Annotated in this window: 15 protein-coding genes; 7 read left to right on the forward strand and 8 right to left on the reverse strand. The window is 59.6% G+C overall.

Features of this window, described 5'->3' with window-relative positions:
- Positions 1-106: 106 nt before the first annotated feature.
- Complete coding sequence (locus tag QP457_RS06730) at positions 107-1,507, reverse strand: site-specific integrase (RefSeq protein ID WP_205404858.1); 1,401 nt, start codon at positions 1,505-1,507, stop codon at positions 107-109.
- Positions 1,508-1,911: 404 nt separating this feature from the next.
- On the opposite strand from QP457_RS06730, the gene QP457_RS06735 reads away from it, so the two are divergent.
- Together QP457_RS06735 and QP457_RS06740 are read left to right on the forward strand one after the other, a co-directional pair.
- Complete coding sequence (locus tag QP457_RS06735) at positions 1,912-4,149, forward strand: AAA family ATPase (RefSeq protein WP_205404857.1); 2,238 nt, start codon at positions 1,912-1,914, stop codon at positions 4,147-4,149.
- 113 nt (positions 4,150-4,262) lie between these two features.
- Positions 4,263-5,432, forward strand: a complete 1,170-nt coding sequence (locus QP457_RS06740; protein WP_205404856.1) for a restriction endonuclease — start codon at positions 4,263-4,265, stop codon at positions 5,430-5,432.
- 337 nt (positions 5,433-5,769) lie between these two features.
- On the opposite strand, the gene QP457_RS06745 is transcribed toward QP457_RS06740, so the two are convergent.
- Positions 5,770-6,024, reverse strand: a complete 255-nt coding sequence (locus tag QP457_RS06745; RefSeq protein WP_205404855.1) for a hypothetical protein — start codon at positions 6,022-6,024, stop codon at positions 5,770-5,772.
- Between the two features lie 261 nt (positions 6,025-6,285).
- Between QP457_RS06745 and QP457_RS06750 the strand changes: the two genes are divergently transcribed.
- Complete coding sequence (locus QP457_RS06750; protein WP_205404854.1) at positions 6,286-7,869, forward strand: MobA/MobL family protein; 1,584 nt, start codon at positions 6,286-6,288, stop codon at positions 7,867-7,869.
- A gap of 606 nt (positions 7,870-8,475) precedes the next feature.
- On the opposite strand, the gene QP457_RS06755 is transcribed toward QP457_RS06750, so the two are convergent.
- The 5 genes from QP457_RS06755 to QP457_RS06775 form a co-directional block, all read right to left on the reverse strand.
- Positions 8,476-9,378: a plasmid partitioning protein RepB C-terminal domain-containing protein gene (locus QP457_RS06755; RefSeq protein WP_205404853.1), complete on the reverse strand. Its 903-nt coding sequence runs from the start codon at positions 9,376-9,378 to the stop codon at positions 8,476-8,478.
- Positions 9,375-10,271, reverse strand: coding sequence for a plasmid partitioning protein RepB C-terminal domain-containing protein (locus QP457_RS06760; protein ID WP_205404852.1), 897 nt, complete (start codon positions 10,269-10,271; stop codon positions 9,375-9,377). Before QP457_RS06760 ends, QP457_RS06755 begins: the two co-directional genes overlap by 4 nt.
- On the reverse strand, positions 10,268-11,818 hold the full coding sequence (locus QP457_RS06765; protein WP_205404851.1) for a recombinase family protein: 1,551 nt from the start codon (positions 11,816-11,818) through the stop codon (positions 10,268-10,270). Before QP457_RS06765 ends, QP457_RS06760 begins: the two co-directional genes overlap by 4 nt.
- Before the next feature lie 218 nt (positions 11,819-12,036).
- On the reverse strand, positions 12,037-13,041 hold the full coding sequence (locus QP457_RS06770; RefSeq protein ID WP_205404850.1) for a reverse transcriptase family protein: 1,005 nt from the start codon (positions 13,039-13,041) through the stop codon (positions 12,037-12,039).
- Positions 13,016-13,318, reverse strand: coding sequence for a helix-turn-helix transcriptional regulator (locus QP457_RS06775; RefSeq protein ID WP_205404849.1), 303 nt, complete (start codon positions 13,316-13,318; stop codon positions 13,016-13,018). Before QP457_RS06775 ends, QP457_RS06770 begins: the two co-directional genes overlap by 26 nt.
- 1,010 nt (positions 13,319-14,328) lie before the next feature.
- On the opposite strand from QP457_RS06775, the gene QP457_RS06780 reads away from it, so the two are divergent.
- Positions 14,329-14,946 (forward strand): hypothetical protein, encoded by a 618-nt coding sequence (locus QP457_RS06780; protein WP_205404848.1) that lies wholly within the window; start codon positions 14,329-14,331, stop codon positions 14,944-14,946.
- A gap of 27 nt (positions 14,947-14,973) precedes the next feature.
- Here the strand turns inward: QP457_RS06780 and QP457_RS06785 are convergent, their stop codons facing one another.
- The gene (locus tag QP457_RS06785; RefSeq protein ID WP_205404847.1) at positions 14,974-15,366 is read right to left on the reverse strand and encodes a barstar family protein; all 393 of its coding nucleotides are present in this window, start codon (positions 15,364-15,366) and stop codon (positions 14,974-14,976) included.
- 213 nt (positions 15,367-15,579) lie between these two features.
- On the opposite strand from QP457_RS06785, the gene QP457_RS06790 reads away from it, so the two are divergent.
- The 3 genes from QP457_RS06790 (at position 15,580) to QP457_RS06800 (ending at position 19,830) form a co-directional block, all read left to right on the forward strand.
- Entirely contained in the window at positions 15,580-17,802 is a 2,223-nt protein-coding gene (locus QP457_RS06790) for a methyl-accepting chemotaxis protein (RefSeq protein ID WP_205404846.1), read from the forward strand.
- Positions 17,803-17,956: 154 nt separating this feature from the next.
- Entirely contained in the window at positions 17,957-18,325 is a 369-nt protein-coding gene (locus QP457_RS06795; RefSeq protein WP_025873797.1) for a glycine zipper 2TM domain-containing protein, read from the forward strand.
- 188 nt (positions 18,326-18,513) lie between these two features.
- Positions 18,514-19,830 (forward strand): hypothetical protein, encoded by a 1,317-nt coding sequence (locus QP457_RS06800; RefSeq protein ID WP_205407019.1) that lies wholly within the window; start codon positions 18,514-18,516, stop codon positions 19,828-19,830.
- Position 19,831: the final 1 nt, after the last annotated feature.

Raw genomic sequence — 19,831 nt, forward strand, 5'->3', positions numbered from 1 at the left:
TCGAGGCCTTTAGCGTAAATCCAAATGGAATTCGATGCGAACGCTCCGTTGACGAGCCCAGGCCCCTCTTCATGAGTTGGTTGGACCTGGGCAACAGCTGCTGGTATCACGGATGGAACTTGCTCGGATCCCGCAACTGTTCCGCAAACTGCCCACGCTGGTAGCGCGGCAGTTCCACGTTGGGCTGATACAACTCCAAGGCGCTGATCTGCTTGCTTCGGGTTACCTGCGGTTTCTTGTGGAGGTAGTGCTTGCGCAACACCTGGACCCTATCCCGTGGATCGGTGCTATGGCCGGTAACAAGCGCAATCTCCTTCTCTGGAACGTCGTTGACATCCAATTCGGTTGCTAGGGTGTGGCGGAAGGCATGGAACCCGATACCTTTGGCGAACCCAAGGCTCTTCAAGTAGCGGCCGAAATCCACCACGAACTGCTGACTGTAACGCGCGTTGGTTTCCCCAGTCTTGCGGTTCACTCCAGCGGAGAGGAGGGGGAACAGCCGTGGGTGGCCAGTGGCCTTCATGTCTTCGACGAACTCGAGGAAGCCGGCGTCCAGCAAGCGCTTTGCGATGGGGACGATGCGCATGCACCCGGCTCCCTTCATGCTTTGCCGGCTCCGCCGTTGGCGCTTCGGATCCGCGGCTAGGTCTTCATCGATGGTCTTTTGGAAGGCGACGCACCAGACGCCGCGCTCCTGGAGGATGTCGGTTAGCTTCAGCTGGCACACCTCGTTGACGCGAGCACCCGTGTAGAGGCCAATCATCGGTGCCCACCAGTGCTGCGGCTTTCTCGCCCAAGGGATGAAGGTGGCCGGGTCGAAGATGGCCTGCAGGTCTCCGTCCTCGAACAGGCGGATGGCCTTGTCGGGATCGATGGCGTGATCTTCTTTTGGTTTGCGGAAGGCCTTCATGGGCGAGGACGCGATGGCTTGCCCGTTGACCAGGTGGTTGAAGAAGGCGACCAAGAAGCGCCGATGGCGCTCTTCGGTGGCCGGAGCCAAGGGCGGGACGTCCTGCTCTTTGCCCAAGGTGATCGCGTCATCGAAGCTGAGGCGTTTCAGCAAGGGATCCGACAACAGGTTTTTCGGAGCCCAGCGCAGCAGCTGCCACAACGCTTGGATGTGTTTGTAATCTACGCGGCAGGCCGAAATGTTGCCGCAGGTCAGCAGGAGAAGCTTCAGGGTGCGCTCGGTGGCGAGCACGGTCTTGGGATCCAGCTGCCGGCGGCGCATGTCCGCGAGGTGATCATCGATCTCTTTGGCCAAGGGACGCGCCGGTGTCCCCATGGGCAGTTGCTGGGGATACCGGGTGCCGCTCTTCAGGGTGTTCTTGCGGCCGGTCTCGTCCAAGGCAGCCAAGATGCATTCCTGGAGATTGATCGCCGCCTCGCGACCTTGGATGGTGGCTCGGTCAATGCGGAAGCGACCGATGTGGATGCCTTCCAAATGAAGGGTGCCGAAGGGCGATGCGATGTAGTCGGTGAGTGCTGAGGAGGGTAGAGCGGTCATTGGTTCACTTCCATCTGGGGGATGGAAGTACGGATAAAACAGGCGGCGATTTCGTCAACCGGCCTGATACAAAAACTTGCATGCCGGGTAACCGCCCTAGGCGTTGCGTTTCTGACGAGCTTGCTTCTCGGAAACGACTGAATCCGTTATCAGTGCGAAACCCTCTAAAACAAGGGGTTTTCTAGAAATTTACTTCGATTTATCGCAGTCAATTCCGTACTGTTTGCAGGATATTAGCTAACAAATCGCTTAACATCGCACTTTCGATAGATGAATGCCAGTTAAACGAAGTATCTCTATTGTTAGTGTTTTCTCCACATTTTGTTAGCCGGTAGCCCTTTGTAGGGTGGCTGCCCGTTCTGAACAACGGTCATACTCCCCGCAACAGCTTCGGGGGGAGTTTAATGATTAGCGAGATATCGATTCTTAACCACAAGAGCTTTCACCCAACTCAGTCGACACGTATCTTTTTAGATACTGAGAACCGAAAGCCAGTGTTCTTCTATGGCCAGAACGGGGCCGGAAAGACTGCAATCGGTGAGGTGATACGCGGACTTGCTGCCGGTGACCCGAAGTTCACCGGCTGTAAAGTCACAACGGTGGGGGAGGGGCGGTTCAGATTTCATGTCTACAACCACGAGTTTGTTCAGTCCGTGATTGGCGAAGCCGATGGCATGCCAGGGATTTTTACCATTGGCGAGACGGATGTAGCAACCCAAAAGGAAATAGAGCGCCAAGAGCAGATAAGCAGGGATGCAGACGAAGCGACTGAAGCAGCGCGCGTCGCCATCGAGGCCATTGATGGCCGCCTTGACAAGGCGCTGATTACTGCCCAGGACGAGGTATGGAAGGCCTTTAAGGCCTACGATACCGGCGAGTTTGCGGGCTACCTGAAAGGCTATGGGCGCGGAAAACCCAAGTTCTTCGAGGATCTGCGGAAGCTGGAGGTCTCACCCGACGAGGAGCTGGATGACATGGGTGAGCTGATCAGGCGGCTGGCTGATGTTTCCGGTGACGAGCAACCAAAGGCGAAGCACTCACTCTCCACTGGTGGTTTCTCGTTGATAGAGGCCCATGAACTTTGGCAGGAAGTGGTGGAGGTCTCCAATGACAGCAGGCTGTCAGCACTGATTGAAACGCTTAAAAACGCAGATTGGGTGGATAAGGGGCGGTCCTTTGTCCGGGGCGATCAATGTCCGTTCTGCCAACAAGGTCTGCCTCATGGGTTCATGGATGAGCTTGTAAAACTGTTTGAAGGCACCAGGCAGGAAAGAATTGAATCCATTGCCTCCTATGTGATCAGCTACGCCGCTGACATATCCACCCTAGAGCGCCAAATCGAGTCCGCCTTGACGGAGCCCTTGGCTAAAGAGACCGATCTGAAGGTTGCTTCCGAAGCTGTAGTAGCCAAGCTCAAAGCGAATCTGGCCACGATGCGATTGAAGCAAGAGCGCCCCGGAGAATCCTTCGAGGTTACCAAAGTTGACATGGGCCTGATGACAGCAGCGCTGGACGCGCTCAATACGCGTATAGGGGACTTCAATCGACGGATCGCTAACAAAGGGCAGGAGCGCAAGGCAGTTGGTGAAGCCTTCTGGAAAATCCTGTATCGCGATCGAGCGCATGCATACAGCTCTTACGATGCAGCGGTGGCACCGCTCCATGAGCAAAGGGGCGAGTGGGTCATCAAGCAGAAGGCCGCCTCCAGCTCCAAAGGCGAAGCCGCTGCCGCTTTGGTGGAGCTAAAAAAGAACCAAGAGGGAGTAGACGCGTCCGTTGCCGCTATCAACACACGGCTCAAAGGGCTCGGTATTGATACCTTCACTATTGACCGGAAGGCAGGAGAGGGCAGCCTCTACTGTCTGAAGCGTCCCGGCCTCGGTGAAAGCACGACTCAGTCTCTCAGCGAAGGTGAGAAGACACTCATTTCCTTCTTCTATTTTATGGAGCTTTTGAACGGGGCGGCCGAGCGGGGGCAGCCCATTGACCTGGCGCGGACCATTGTGGTCATCGATGACCCCATATCGAGCCTTTCGCACAATTACGTCTACGACATCGCATCGGTCATCGTGCAGGAGTTGATCAAGCCGCCCGGTGGGCAGAAGGTCCGTCAAGTTCTTGCTTTAACTCACAACCTCTTCTTCCTGCACGAGCTCGTTCTACAGCTTGGCTATCGTGAGTGGGCCACTGTGCCAAAGAAGTGCCAATTGCTGCGGATCGTAAAGAATGATTACAGCCAAGTAATGCCGATGAGCGGTCAAGAGTTTGCCAATGACTACGACGCACTGTGGCAAACAATTCGCGATGTCCGAGACGGCCGAGTCCCTCTCCAAGTCATGCCGAACACAATGCGCTGCGTTGTGGAGACATTCTTCGCATTTACCGGCCGTAGGAAAGAGATGAGCGCAGTGCTGGGCGAAATGTCGAAGGCGGATGCGACCTTCAAGCCCTTGGAGCGATATTTACATCGAGGTAGCCACCGAGATGACGTCAACATCGCTCATGTGGACTGGGGCCAGTTCGATCTGAACTACTATTTCGCGAAGTTGGAGATGCTGTTTGACAGGGCCGGGTACCAAGGCCATTACAAAATGAAGATGGGCTTGTTAGACATTGATGCGCCTGAAGTTGACGGAGATTGACGTGCTTTCGATACGTTGCTGGGCGGATGGGCGTGCCAGCCGATGCAGCCGGCACCGAGACTACCCGCAGCTTGATCCGGTTCCGAGCAATGTAATCTCTATGGAGGCATCTTGTGGAAGAAAGTCCTGAAAGGCCTGACGCTCAACTAGAGAAGCTGGTGGCTCAGGTTAAGGCGATCACCGAGGCATGGGGCAACAAGCATGACCTGCTTCACGACTCGGGTCACAAGGATCCGCTGAAGCACTACGACTCCGAACCTGGTGAAGGTGAGCCATTGTTAACCTTTTGGTCAGAAGGAGATGCCCGCCGAGTCCTTTACGAAGGGATGGCAGAAGCCGAAGAGCTTTCGGATGAGCTTGAGAAGGTCGGCGTATACATGGAGTTTGATGACTCGGTAACTGCCAACTACTACCTGATTGACCAGGAGTCGGAACTCCAGCGTCAGTTTGATGCGTGGGCTCAATGGAGGTGGACATGTCGACTGATTGAGGCTGACGTGGCGGACGTGTCAGGCGACGTCTACTCCTACTTTGCTCAGAAGCCGGAAGACTTTTACCGCCTGCCTCACCGAAAGTTTGAGGAACTCATCAGCAGCATTTTTGCTGCGCGTGGCTGGAAGACGAAGGTGGGGCCGGGTAGCGGCGACGGAGGCGTAGACGTTCGTGTATGGCAAGAGTCTCCCTTGGGGGATAGCCTTACCCTGATCCAAGCCAAGCGCTATGGTGCGCACAAGCCAATCGGACTTGAAGCCGTCGCAGCGCTTGAAGCGCACTCGAAGCGGGAGGGGGCCAATGGTCTGTTCGTTACGACATCCCGTTACCTGCCTGGCACTCGCGACTGGGCAGGCCGAGAGGGCGTTCTCCAGCTGGCGGATACGACGGATCTACAGGAATGGTGTCAGGAGGCGACACATCTGGCAATGAAGCAACGCGCCCACGCCATGGCAATGGAGTCTTTCCTTCCACTGCTGAAGCGGATCAGGGATGGGGCGGAACTCAATCGGGTCGTAAGTTGCAGTCCACGTGGCGGTTTCTGCATTGTGCTGCGGGAGACAACCACTGGGGCGTTGCTCGTTCACATCCCTTCCGAGGTGGTCGCTGGCGACGCGTATCACGGTTCAACGGTGCCCCTGCTGGACGGCACCGTCATTAATGAAATGCCAGGCGGGCCCATCTTCAGAGCGCTTAGAAAGGAGAGTGACAGCAGGGTCCATTACTGGGGTAAGCGTAACTACTACGCTCCTTGGGACGGCCTGCCTGTGGGATATGATCACTGGGATTAGCCCCAGCGTCTGGATCCAAGACGCTTCGGGTTCGACCGAGCGTCTAGATATGAGGGGGAGCGGGTGACCACATTCAAGGTGTTTGACATTCGTTGGGACGCAGACGACGAGGCGGCCTCACTTCCGTCCGAGGGGGAGATCACGTGCTCGGGCCCCGAAGCAGTAGCGGAGGCGCTTTCGCGTGACTAGGACTGGCTGGTTATCGATTTCAAGGCCGTGCCGATCGCGCCAGGGTCGCCGGAGTAGCACGCGCATCAAGTGCCGCCCTGGGCTCAGGGCGCTGGTCTCACCGTGTGGGCAAGGGGGCTCTTGAGGCTGCATCGCGGAGAGGCTTCAGTCAGTGCGTGACGTGATGCTGTCTCTCCATGAAGTCTTGAAGGGCTTGGGTAAGATCTTCGTCGCTCAGCATGTGCGCTCCTGTGGCAAAGACGATGTCGGCGATTTCGCCTCGACGGCGAATCTCTGCGCGTTTCTTTTCGTTCTTCATCTTGGCGGTCTGGCGATGATTAGCCAGGAGGTTTCGCGCTTGTAGCTGGGCCAGACGTTCGGTGGCCCTCTGGATTCTCTGGTGGTAGTGGGTCGGCCCTGTCATTGCTTTTCTCCTTTGTGTGCTTACGAGTCAACCAAAGAAATCGCGTGCGTCAAGTTCAGCGAACTAGAAAATATTCGGCCTTATCGAAACTGAAAAGATCTGAAAGACAAGGCTCAGAAGAAAAGAGCAAGAGCGCACCTAGGCGTTCCTGCGGAACGCGTGCGCAAAGGGCTTCGCCCCTTGAACCCCAATCGCTTCCAGCGCTTGCGAAAATCCAAAGCCACGGCATAAACAAAGCCACATCCACTGCTTTGGAGCCGCATGGCCATCTACCACGCCAACGTAAAAACCTTCAGCCGAGCCAAGGGGCACTCGTCCGTCGCGGCAGCCGCCTACCGTGCCGGACTTCTTCTCGAAGATACGCGCACCGGGCAGCGCCACGACTACCGTCGGCGAGACGGCGTGGTTGAATCACGCTGCATCATTCCCGACGACGCACCAGGTTGGGCCCTGGTGCCTGCCTCGCTTTGGACGGAGGCCGAGGCCGCGGAACGCCGCAAGGATTCCACCATCGCACGGGAGTTCGAGTTTGCGCTGCCCCACGAGTTGGACGATGACCAGCGATCGTCTCTTGCCCTCGCAGTGGCGCGGGCCTTGGTGGACCGCTACGGCTTTGCTGCACAAGCCAGCATCCACAGTCCCGGCAGCAAAGGAGGCATGAATTGGCATGTCCACATTCTGGCAACCACCCGCCGGCTTGGCCCTGACGGCTTCCTGGACAAAACCCGAGAGCTCGACGGAGGCCCTGCAGGCCGGGCCGAGGTCGAGTGGATCCGGGAACTGGTGGCCGCGACGACGAATGCGCATCTGGAAGCTGCGAACTTGGATGTTCGCGTGGATCACCGCAGTCTGAAGGCCCAGGCAGACGATGCGCTGGCACGCGGCGACCTCGTGGCCGCCGCGGTGCTATCGAGGGCACCCACGCGACACCTGGGAAAAGACGCGTCAGCCATCGAGCGCCGAGGGGAGTACTCAGAGCTTGGGGAGAGGAACAGGTCCATTCAGGAGGCGAACGAAAACGCCTTTAATGAAGTGCTAGCCCAGTTTGAACAGAAAAGCCGGGTCATGCCGGTGCCTGAGGGGCACAGTGAGGCGCAGGCCCAACGCGAGGCGAAGCGCTCGAGCCTCAGTCAGATGCTTGCCTTCTCCGATGGGCAGATCGTCGTCTCGCACGGGTTGCGCAAAGCCATCGGCGAGAGGCGCTCCGACGGCAGCACCGAGGATGTGCCAAGCGAGACTCCCTCCGTTGAGGCAATCCGGATGGAGGTGGTCCGCCAAGGCGACGCGCTCAGGGATGAGTTGGCTGCCCATGCGCTCCATTCCACGCTGAAAGCGGTCAGTGCACTGGCGAGCGGAGAAGTCGTTCCCGAAGAGTGCAAGGAGCATCGTTCGGCGCTCAACGCACTGCTGCTGGGCTTGAAGCGGTTTGGAGCAGCATTGGTCCGTTTCCCCAAGCGTCTTAAAGCTGTGCGCCGTGCGATCCGATTGCGGCACATGGCCGAACAGGCGTGGGAAGACTTTGTGGCGAACCACCCGGAGCCTGGAGTGTCTTGGACGGCTCGTGAGTGGGCTAGGCGTCGCGGCCGCCGGTTGGCAGCTCTGGAGCAGCGGTCTGCTGAGTTGGCTTCAGCCCAATCTGCCGCAACCCCGGAGCAAGAGGCGATCTTGGCCGAAGACCTACGCTTGCGCGAGGAGTGCTTGGAGACCGCGAGCGTGGCTGTCTTGGAACGTTGCTCTGCTCGAGCCGAGCCAACCCGGGAGGCGCAGTCGGACTTCCAAGAGTGGCCCGTCGCGTCGGACGCGTCCAAGCCATCCGCCACTCCACGGCGCCCCCGGTTGCACTAAAGCAACGAGCCCCGCCTGGCGGGGCTCCTCTCGTTTCAGGTGGCATCCTTCAATGAACAGAAGGCCCCGAGTTCCGCGAGACTGAAGGTGGCGCACTCTTCTTGGCGCGGCTCCGCCGCCATTCGTCTGTCGGGATGAACGTGCGGTCCACCACGGCTTCACGTGTGCGCGTCTGGGGCACCGGCGTTGGGGGTGTGAACTTGCCACGCCGTGGCTGGTCCTCCTCCCACTGTCGAATCAGTTCGGCAGACACATCCAATGCATGCCTCACGTCTTCGACGCGATCGCTCATTTGGCGAGAGGAGCCCTGGGACATGAGCCCGATAAGCAGTTGGCTGGCGATTTGGAACTGTGGATGAGAGAACATGGTTGAGCTCCTTTGAGGCGAGGTGGTGTGCTCATCAAAGCACCATCGCCTCGCTTGGCAACCCGGGATTTTGGGCCTTCTTTCACAGAAGCCGAAGTTGGTCGTGCTGGAAAACCATCGGCTTTGACCGTGCTGAAAACGCGCATAGGCATTCCGATCGCACACTGGCAGGGCTCATCGATGATTGGCTCGCACAGGCCAGGCAGTGACCTGAAGACCAGACGCGGAAGCTCAGCGGGCTACCCTGACTTGAGAAGCTTGATGTCCGCAATGCGCTGAAGCTGTTGAAGATGGTCTGGCTTGTTCTTGGCCAACCACCGCACAATTGCCGCGTTTTCCAAGAGGGTCGACCCAATGTGGGTTTTGACAATTTCGAGCTGTAGGCTGGCTGGGCCATAATTCTCCTCCAGCAGCTTCGTATCGGCTTGAAGCGCTGCCAGCTCCCGTTCCAAGCGTTGGAGAGCCTCGATAGGGGCACCGTTGGCCGTCTTTGCTGCCAATGGCTCTATCAACTGTTCGACCGGCGTGTTTTGGAGAAGCGCCGTTGCAAGCTTGATCGAGTAATCCCCCAGATTGACCATGGTTTGAGCAGCATCGATCTGCCGGAAGGGCTTCATTTTCCGCAGCAACCGAAAGACGCCTGCGGCGGCGGGTTTGTCGGCTAAGATGGCGGTCGCTTCGTCGCAAACTCCATCCAGAAGCCGGAATTTGTCCCGGATGGAGCTGGCCGAGATGTTGAGCACCTGCGACAGCTGTTCCACGGAAACCCCGCGCTCTGCTGCCCTGAGGATCATCCGGTGCTCTTGGACAACCGAAAGACGGTTCACCTGCTTGTTGTAAGTGTAGCCTTCGTCGTCCGTCGAGATGAGGCAGGGGGCCGCGGTTGCTCCCAGTTCCTTCAGAGCCTCCAAGCGCATTCGCCCATCCAGGACCAAGAACCGCCCGGCGGTGCCCCGGTCTAGGGTAACCACGATGGGTTCGACCAATCCCACCATCCTGACCGAGCTCACGATCTGCTGATACTTGACGGAGGCCTTCGTACCTGCGGGCATGGCAACGCTGTAATGCAGCTGCGCCAGCTGGATGTCCACGCAATCCTTCTCAAAGCCCAGGCGTACGCCCGAAGGTTGCTTTTTGCTCATCGGGCCAACCCTCTGCGGGGCAGCAGGTCAGCCAGTGGTTGCGGGACGCTGGTCAGCCCTTCTGATTGGAGAACTCCGCAGAACTCTTTCGAGGCAAACAGCTCTTTGAAGATCTGGCGGGCCAGGAGGAGCGATTGCTGCGTGAACTCGGCCTTCTTCTGGATGCGTTGATGCATCTCCACGTCCCGTTTGTAGAGCTTGGCAAGGTCCTCGGGAGTCAGCTTCTTTCGCGGTGTGCCGTGAGCATAGGAGTTTGTTCCCTTCTTTCCGCTTCTAGCTCGATGAGCCAAGATATTTCTGACGACGGTCACCTTCTTTCCCTTGAGCTCACCGGCCTCGTAGGCGTCCATCAGCAACTGTTGTGCATCGCGATCATTTGCCCTGGAGATGTTGACTGCAAGGGCCAAGGAAATGTGGCCGGCCTCTGCGGCAACGAGCAGACGTCGCTCTCCGCGCTCCATGAGGTTGGCCACGCTGTTCACCCAGGACGGAGTGCAGCCCAGCTTGGTGGCTATCTCCGGATCTGAGTAACCGCGCTCTCTGAGCACCTGGACCTGTTCCATGGTCTCGGCCGCCCTGGGCGTGCGGCGGGCGACGTTCTCCACGATGCTCATGACGTGGCCGGTATGCTCATCCACGTCCAAGATCAGGGCGGGGATCTCGCGGTGGCCCAACAGCTGGCAGGCCTCAAGGCGGCCTTGGCCGCAGATCAGTGCATAGGGGAGGGACGTTTCATCAGGAGAAGCCTTGCGAACGCTAACCGGGCGTTTAAGTCCCACCGTTTCGATGCTTCGGGTGATGCCACGGTGGATTCGTTGGTTTCTGACACGCGGATTGGCGACGTGGATTTCGGCAATGGGGATCATCTGAACGCTTGTGCTTTTGTTCGTCATGCGGCCTCCAGCAATGCGGCCCGACCGGCCAAGGCGAAGAACTCCTCCAGTGTGTCCATCCGGTAGGCGTCCAAGGAGAAGCCGTTGTCCTCCATGGAGGGCCTGCCATCGGGGGTGAAGTCGATGGAAGGAAGCACGTAGAAGTCATGGGCATGACGGTTACCGGGATCCATCCGGATCACTACGGTCAAATGCGGCGTCAGGCTTGCATCCAGTCGGATGCGCCAGCGGTTGGAGCCGGCGGGTGTGGGCTTGCACCGTGCGATGACGACGGATGTGAGGAGCTCACCGTTCACCCGCAGCAGACCGGTATCCCGGCATGGCTCAACCCACCCGCCGTGTTGGGCGATGCCATCCACCACCAGTCGGACCATCTCGGGATGCCGCTGCCGAAGGGCACGGTTGATCTCCAGATAGGCGTAGTCGCGTTTGGGGGAGTAGCCAACCAAGCTATAGGCCCGGAGCAGGCTACCAAACCGATGGCGGAAGGCGCTGCTGGAGGGAACGCCTTCTTCTTCATCGATCAGCATCCCTGACAGCGCGCCATGCCGCTCGAGCAGTGAGCGCAGGGCTTCCAGCATCTGGCGGTCGTCCAAGTGGACCGAACGTGCCGCTATGACTGCTTGAACGCGCTCGAACAGATCAAACGGAACAATGGCTTCAAACGCATGTTCCTTTCGCACCCACGCCTCCGGAGGGTTCTGAACGTGTTGCAGCTTCAGCTTGAAAGAGGTTCGGTTGTAGACGTTGTGGCCGACGTATTTCTCATTCGTCAGTATTTGATGGATCGTCCCTCTGCTCCAGGGGCCACCCACTTCATTGGGGATGCCTTCTCGGTTCAGAACGGAGGCGATGACCCGTTCGGGCATAGCTTCCTGCAGAAACAGCCGATAGATGCGCAAGACGGTTGCGACTTCTTGGGAAGGCCCGGGCACTAGGATCACACGATCGGTCTGGATGCTCTTTTGCTCTCCTCGAGCAAGCAGCGCCTTGGGCTGGAGGTACTCATCCACGAGTTGGCGGCGCAAGCCATACCCCGGGGTGCCTCCTTGTCGGAACCCGTGTCGCACGATGTTGCATGCCCCTTTGAACACCTTGTCAGATAGTTCACGGCTGTATTCGGCGGCCATGCTGCGCTTGAGGCCAATCATGATGGTGGATGGCAACGAGCCATCGTTCTTGAACGCTTCCGCGCAATAGATGACCGGCACACCATGGCTCTTACAGGCGTGAACGTAGGCGGCGGCCTCGTCGGGGTCGGGGAAGCGCCCCCAACGGCTGACGTCGTAGACCAAAATGGCGTTGAAGCCAGGGGAGGGGAGCTTCACATCCCGGAGAAGGGCTTGAAGAGCGCTTCGACCTTTGAGGTTTAGTCCACTCTTGCCGGAGTCCTCGTAGGTCTGGACGATCTCCATGCCGTGCGCCTTGGCATATTCGGCAATTGCCGCAGCCTGGTTCTCCGTGGAGTAGCGCTGATGCTCGGTCGACATGCGCACATACTGGGCAACCGGAATGTGCCGATCGGGAGACTGAATAGCATCGGTCACTGCGTGGTGCGAGGACACGGCCAGCGCTTCCCATCTAAGACTATGTATTCAGCGACCGTAGGCGGGTAGATTGACGGTCTTGTGACGCTTTGAGTTGTTGACTGAACCAATCAAGTTCGTGACGCACTGGTGTGGAGATTAGGCCGCGGGCACCGGAAGGCGTATTGGTTGCAAAGTGGACGCTTCAGGCACGTACGCCAGCGCCACTTTCCTTTCCTCTATGTGTTCTCTACCCTGGAAATGCCGGTCGGGAGAGAGGCTGATCGGCGACGGCGTCGCGTGGGAGGCAGAGTGCTTCGTAGCTTCTGAGCTTCTGCTTTTAGGGACTTCCCGCGCTGCTGGTCCAGATTGCCGATGTTCTCAAGTTGGCCAACCAACCCGCGTTTGACCTTGGTATTGGCACTGGTGCCTTTAACCAGAGTTCGAGACTCGTGCATCTCCTTGTGTTTCCTGTTGGGCGCCCTGCTGATCCCATCGCGAAAGGCTCGTCCAGTAACAACTTTGGCGCTCGCCTTCCTAAAGACCTTTGCTTTCTCCACTTTCGAGGCAAAGCCGAACCTTCTTAGGACACTATCCAGCCACCGAACGTCACCGTGTCCGATGGTGTTGCCTGTGATTGCAACGTCATCCACGTAGAGCGAGAACGTGCCTCCCTGGTCCGCAACACGCTTAGCGATCAGGTCGAACATGTCACGGCAGGCCCAAAATGACAGAAGTACACTGGCAGGGGAGCCGGTCGCTAGTTTTCCGTTGTAGCAGACCAAGTCAGCCATCGCATCAGCAACATCCCCAGGGCATTGGAATACGTTTCTGAAAAGCTTGAAGACGCGTTGACGCGTGATGCTAGGGTAGAAATCGGAGACATCCACCGTCACCGTTGCGCCTTCCGCAAGCATGTGGCGTTCGGAGTTGGTGAGGTGAGAGCGCTTCGGGATACCAGAGTGCAGATAGTCCGGGACGCAGATCTGCTTGAGCAGCACGTTAAGTCGCTTCTGAAGCGGCTTAATGACCGCGTTTGGAGCTTGAATTAGACGTTTTTTCCCGGTCCGACGATGAGTTTGGTAGAACTCGCTGAAGTTGTCAGGCCGTTTGCACAGTGCTCGCAGGGCGCTTGGGGTTCCATCCCATTGAAGCACTCGCGCGAGTGCTTTTAAGGTCGGTAGCCGAAAGAACGCGGACGACGTGATGTCATAGCGGTTAGCGCTTTTCCGGGGGAGCGTCATCGTTAGAATCCAGTGTCCATTCCAGAATTTTCATCAGCCTCTTGGCGTTCTTCTGACGTCGCTCCGAGGAGCCTTCAAGGGCTTCGGCGAAGCTTAGGAATGTTGAAGGCGGCACATCGAATACTTCTGCGAACTTGTGTAGAAGCTCGACTGACGCAGCCTTCTTTCCTGACTCGATCTCAGATAGATGAGAGCGTGATATGCCCAGGCGCTCCGCCAGCTCACCTTGTTGCATTCGGTGAACCTCGCGGACCGTCTTTAAAGCCTTGTGGAGCATTTCCTCTCTTCCTGCATGTGTAGATAAAAAGGAGGGTGCTACTGATGAGTTTTAGAGTCCGAATGTCCTACGCCGCGCTTAGCGATCAAAGTGGTCATACAACTTCCACACGACCATCAAGAGACGGAACAACCAAGGACCACCAAAAACCCGTTTGAACCATTTCAGCAGCAGCTGGCGCTTGTCATCTTTCCTGTCAACAGGTGAGACCATGTTGGTGTCCTCGATGCACCTCTCCGGGATTGGAAAGGCTCCGTTGCTACATCGAGAATGGGGAAACGCCAGTTACTACCCTCCTCCAATCTATGGCTGCGAGCCGTTGCCGCAGCCACCTGACCCTTCCCGATGGTCCCGGCCGTTGCCGGCCGCTGACGCGTCGCTCGGGGTGTTTTGGGCTATTCGCCCTCGAGTAGTCGCCTACTCACACCATGGCACGGATTGTTGCTCCCCGCGATGACGACATCAGCCTAACAGCTAAGCACCCGTCATGTCGCTCAGAGCGACATCATTTCGCTTATTGTCGTTCAGCTATTGGTCATAGAGCTGTTGCGGCGATGTTGCGTTGGAGCGCGCGTCTCGCGGGTGGCGCCAAAGACCCTTGCGGCACAAGGCTCCTGGTGACTAGGATCTTCTTTTAGTCGTTTTGCTTCATCAGCGGGGTGTGTTCGGCGGACTTGTCTTTGGACATGGGACTCGTGGATCAGGGGCGTCCGCTCGCGCCGGAGGGCAGCGGGGCGGAGCGGGTACAGGGCTGTCCATGGTAACTGGTCGGGGGGAAAAGGCGCTTTCGTTGGTGGCGTGTGAGATGTCGCAGACAAGCAGCGGCGGTGGCGTCCGTGGCGGTCAGTGGCTGCGTGGATGCCGCAGGATAGCGGCGATCACGTATGAAATGGTCGCTGTGGGCGCGCCGTCGGGGGAGCTTGATGAATGTGTTGTGTGGGTCACAACCTGCGTTTGGATCGCCGGTGGAGAGTTGACGGCCGCAATCGGGCGGTCAACGGAGTTCCTGCATGTTCCTTCGTACGTTGTTTGGTATGTTGCTTGTCAGTACTTCGGCTCCGTCCTTGGCTGCAGAAGTATCCGGATCAAAGGACCTGCACCACCTCACTCTGCGGATGCTGCACGACGCGAACCCCGTATTCTCGCCCCGTGTAAGCGTGCAGGAAGGACGCACGGCGATCCTCACGCTGGAGGAGAAGCATGGGCGCCGCTACACGTTGGTGCTCGATGTTGCCCAGACATCGGCCTTTGTCGGTGAAGCGGCCGCAGACCTGCAGTGGAGTCTGTGGCAGGGAGAACAGTTCAGCGGTACGTTGTTGCAGGAGGGTGCACTGACGATTTCTCCGATAACGGTGCAGGCGGGAGCGCGAAGCGGGCGACCGCTGGGGCTTTACAAGCAGGGACTGGATGCGGGTCCGACCGACGTTCAGGTGCTTGACTATTCAAGAGAGACGCCGCTTCTGGAGGCGGATGACGCGTTGAAGGCGTGTGCGATCGCCACGACGGTGGCATCTGTGCGCAACAGCGGATGCTGTGGCGCGAAGTGTCAGGATGGCAGCGGACAGTCGCTCAAATGCTGTGGGGCAAGTTCCTGCTGTGCTTGTGGCACCTGTTGCCATGTTCCCTGATGTGGAGTGGCAACAGGCCTGACTGCCTCAGGCACGTTGCAGATTGATATTCGGGTGGCTGGCGAAGATATCCATCACGATGTCAAAGTAGGTCTGCCCATCGCCGCGCTGCAGGGCGTCCAGCTGGCGGCCGATGGCTTCGGCATTGAACGTACCCGGTTGCCGCAGCTTGTCCTGCAGCCACGCACGCGTGGCCTCCACTCCCAGTGCATCGCGGCTGCAGTCGATATCGCGCCAGACCACCGTGGCCGTTTTGTGCCCGGCCAGTGCGCCATAACCGCCGTACAGCAGATCGTCCAATGCATCGAGGCTGGGCCCGAGCTGCCAGTCTTCGCCAGCCATGAATACACGGTTGATTTCTGCGTAGAAACTTGGGATATCAACGATGACGATGCCGTTGATCTGCAGGAATACGTTCATCTGCCGACTATAGCGTTGCGCGGCCAAAGAGCGCGCGGCTTATTCATCTGCGTGATGCATTCCCACCCTGCCTTCAGTGGAAAATGGGGAGGAATAAGGGAAGGGCTCTACTTGAATGCATTTATGTTAATGAGGCGTTGTTTCAGTAAATGTATTTAAAGTTTCCCCGGATCGTGCCGTCACCGATATAGGGCCACGATCAAGGGAATTGAGATGCTCGCCTTACGCAACCTCCGTGTGGGATCCCGGCTTTCTGCCGGCTTCGGTCTGCTGTTGCTGTTCATCATGGCCATCGTCGGCCTGGTGTTGTACGGAAACCATCTGAAGTCTGCCCAGTTCGAGAAAGTGGTGGGCGTGAACATGGTCAAGATGCGGTTGTTGAACGACATGCTTGATACCAACAACGCGGTGCTGATGCATCGTCGCCTGATGGTGATCAAGCGCGGCGAGGAGTTCGACAAGGATTACCAGCGGGCGCAGGAACTGAGCCGCACCTACGACGGCATCTGGGACAAGTACGTCAAGATTCCCCGCGATGCCACCGGCGACACGTTGGTGGCGCAGATCGCGGCGGCACGCAAGGCCACCGACGCCTCCACCCGGCAGTTGCACGAACGGATGAAGGCGGGCGACTACGACGGTGCGGCCACCGAACTGCTGGCCGAACACGGTCTGGCCACCGCCTGGAATGGAGCGATCTCCAGCCTGCTGCGGCACCAGGAAGCCCTGACCGAACGCAGCCGTGAGGAGTATCGCGCCACGGAAGCGTGGACGGGAACACTGTCCATCGCCTTCGGTGTGCTCAGCCTGATCCTCGGTGCACTGGCTGCGTGGGCGATCACCCGCAGTCTTACCCGGCCCTTGGCGGGCGCGGTGAAGCTGGCCGATGGCATTGCCAACGGTCGCTTGGACAACGTCATCGATGCCTCGGGCAACGACGAGGTGACCCAGTTGCTGAAATCCATGCAGCGCATGCAGGGGCAGCTGCAGGCCGTGATGACGGCGCAGGGCGAGATGGCGCGGCAGCATGATGACGGCAGCCTGAGCTACCGCATGGACGAGAGTACCTTCCCCGGCGATTACGGGCGGATGGTGCATGACACCAACGCGCTGGTGGGTTCGCACGTGCAGGTGCAGAACCGCCTGATCGAAGTGATGAAGCACTACGCACGCGGCGACCTGTCGGTGGACATGGATCGCCTGCCGGGCGAGAAGGCGGCGATCACCCAGGCCATGGATGAGACCAAGTCCAGCCTGTCGGCCATCAACGGCGAGATCCGCCGGCTGGCCACAGCCGCGGCCGCCGGCGACTTCAGCCTGCGTGGCGACGAAACTCGCTTCGAGCACGATTTCGGCGAGATGGTGACCGGGTTGAACCGGTTGATGCAGACCACCGATGAGAATCTGGTGCAGGTGTCGAGCCTGCTGCAGGCGATCTCGCGCGGCGATCTGACCGTACGCATGCAGGGCGATTTCCACGGTGTCTTCGCGCGCATGCGCGACGACTGCAATGCCACCGTCGAACAGCTGACCCAGATCGTCGGCCGCATCCAGACCAGTGCATCCAGCATCAATCTGGCAGCGGGGGAAATCGCCTCGGGCAATACCGATCTGTCGCGGCGTACCGAGCAGCAGGCGGCCAACCTGGAAGAGACGGCAGCGTCGATGGAGGAACTGACCTCCACGGTGAAGCAGAACGCCGAACACGCGCGCCAGGCCAATCAGCTGGCGATCGGTGCACATGGGGTGGCCTCGCAGGGCGGCGAGGTGGTCGGTCAGGTGGTGACCACCATGAGCGCCATCGAAGCGTCGTCGAAGAAGATCGCCGAGATCATCAGTGTGATTGATGGCATCGCCTTCCAGACCAACATCCTGGCGCTCAACGCCGCGGTGGAAGCGGCGCGCGCGGGCGAGCAGGGCAGGGGCTTCGCCGTGGTGGCCAGTGAGGTGCGCACGCTGGCGCAGCGCTCGGCTGGCGCCGCCAAGGAGATCAAGGGCCTGATTGAAGAGTCGGTGGGCAAGGTATCCGACGGCTCGGCGCTGGTGCGTCAGGCCGGCACCACGATGGGCGAGATCGTCGCCTCGGTGCAGCGGGTGACCGACATCATGGCCGAGATCTCGGCGGCCTCGCAGGAGCAGAGCTCGGGTATCGAGCAGGTCAACCAGACCGTGATGCAGATGGACGAAACCACCCAGCAGAATGCTGCGCTGGTGGAAGAGGCCAGCGCTGCAGCACGTTCGATGGAGGAACAGGCCAACCTGCTGGCCGAAGCGGTATCGGTGTTCCGCACCGGGGCTTCGGTGGCGGCGGCAGCGGTCCGGCCGATGTTGGCAGCGGTCGCTGCAAGCGTGCCGCCGGTGCGTCGCGTGACCGGCGTGCCGCCGCGGATCGCGCCCTCGCTCGCGGCCAACACGGGTGGGTGGGAAGAGTTCTAAGCCGGGTGGGAGACGGCGCCCATCGCGATGCTGGTCGCGATGGGCGCATTTTTGTTTCCTGAACCGATGGTGGCCGCTCAACACCCGCAGACGCGGATTTCACCTGCAGTTGCCACCCGCAGGCAGACACTTGCGCCATACCGGAGCACAGGAGATGGCCATGAAGACCTCGACCCGATTGATGGTGCTGGGCACCTTGCTGGCAGCCTCGTCCGTTGCTGGCGCACAGAATTACGGCCCGCGTGATGAAGGCCGCAAGTTCAACGATGGCAGCCGCGTGGTCTGCAAGAACGTGGAAGTGCAGCGCAATACCCGCGATCCCAACCGCATCACCGGTACCGCCACCGGCGCCGTGGTTGGTGGTTTGCTGGGCAACCAGGTAGGCGGCGGCAACGGCAAGAAGCTGGCAACGGTTGCCGGTGCCGTGGCGGGCGGCGCAGCCGGCCGGCAGATCCAGGGCAACCATCAGCAGAAGACTGGTGATCGCGTGGTCGAGCGTCGTTGTGAGCGCGTCTACCGCTGATCCCCCATGCGATAACCCCTTCCACACTGCTGTACCCGAACGCCGGCCCTGTGCCGGCGTTCTTCGTTTCCGGTCCCGTTCCGCGGAGCAGGGCGCATGCCTATACTGCGCCGACCTCCAGGGATGAATCGCCAGTGAACGAGTCGAGTGCTGTGGACCGACGGGACCCGTCCGATGTTGCCGATGCAGTGCCTCGCACGACAGGCAGCTACTCCCGCGTGCGCGACCGCACCGACGAGCTGGAGCTGTTCATTTCCGGCCTGCTCGCCTTCGCACTGCTGGCCGTGCCGGGCTACCTGTTCGATGCGTGGGCGCGCAGCAGCCTGCATACCGAAGGGGTCTATTTCCAAGCGCTGTGGTTCGCCTTCAGCATCGGCGTCGGCATGTGCTACGTGCTGGCGGTGGCCTTGATCATCCACCTGGCGGTGCGCGGCTACTGGATCGGCCTGATCGGCCTGAAATCGCACTTCCCCAACGGCATCGACTGGGATCGGCTGACGATGCTCGGGCCGTTCTCACGCGCGTTCCTGCAGCAACGCTACGGTGGGCTCGACGGCACCATCGAACGCGCGGACCGGCTTGCCACCATGCTGTTCTCGACCACGCTGCTGTGCGTGCAGACCCTGGCCGGCACCCTGGTGGTGGCGATTGTCTCGCTCGGTGTGGCGATGGCCATCGGTGCCGCCTTCGGCGATGTTGATCGCATCACGCTGGGAATTGTCGCGGTGCTGATGGTTGGCCTGCTCGGTCTGGCGATGGTGCCGATGCTGCTGGAAAAGTCGATCGCCCGGCGCCACGCGCGGGGCCTGGACACCGCACGGCAGGAGAAGCGGCTGCAGTCGGTGCTGGCTGGCCTGCAGCGGGTGCCGATGCTGCGCCTGCTGCAGACCATGCAGTGGACCCTGCAGAGCAACCTGCGCGGTCGCTCGTTCACCGTGATCTACCTGTCGGCGGTGATGCTGGCGATGGTGCTCGCCGCCCTGCAGGTGTACGGCTCGATGAAGTTCTCGCTGTTCAACCGCTACAGCGTGCTGACCGAAGAAGCCGTGGACCATGGCATGCTGGGCGCGCACTACGAATCGCTGCGCTCTGCGCATGACCAGCTGCTGCCCTATCCAATGATTCCGGCCGATTCCATCAGTGCATCGCGGTTGCGGCTGTTCATTCCGCACCGTCCGCAGCGTGACAATCCGGTAGCACGGCAGCGCTGTGCCGGTGGTGCCCGCAACGAAGCGCAGGGTGCACAGGCGGCGACAGCGGCGGTGAACTGCATGGCACTGCTGTGGACGGTGCAGCTCGATGGCGGCAAGGTCGACCTGCATGATTTCGTGCCGATGGAGCGTCGCGACCTGGACATGCGCGGACTGGTGGGCTACTTGCCGATGGCGGATCTGAAGCCGGGCCGGCATGACCTGCGACTGGTCTGGAACGCCGACGGCGGCGAACGTGGCCCCAGCCGCCGCCGCGAATACAACATCCCGTTCTGGTACGCACCAGAGCCGTAAA

Origin of the sequence: Stenotrophomonas sp. As-7, from assembly GCF_030291015.1 — a bacterium.
GTDB lineage: Bacteria > Pseudomonadota > Gammaproteobacteria > Xanthomonadales > Xanthomonadaceae > Stenotrophomonas > Stenotrophomonas lactitubi.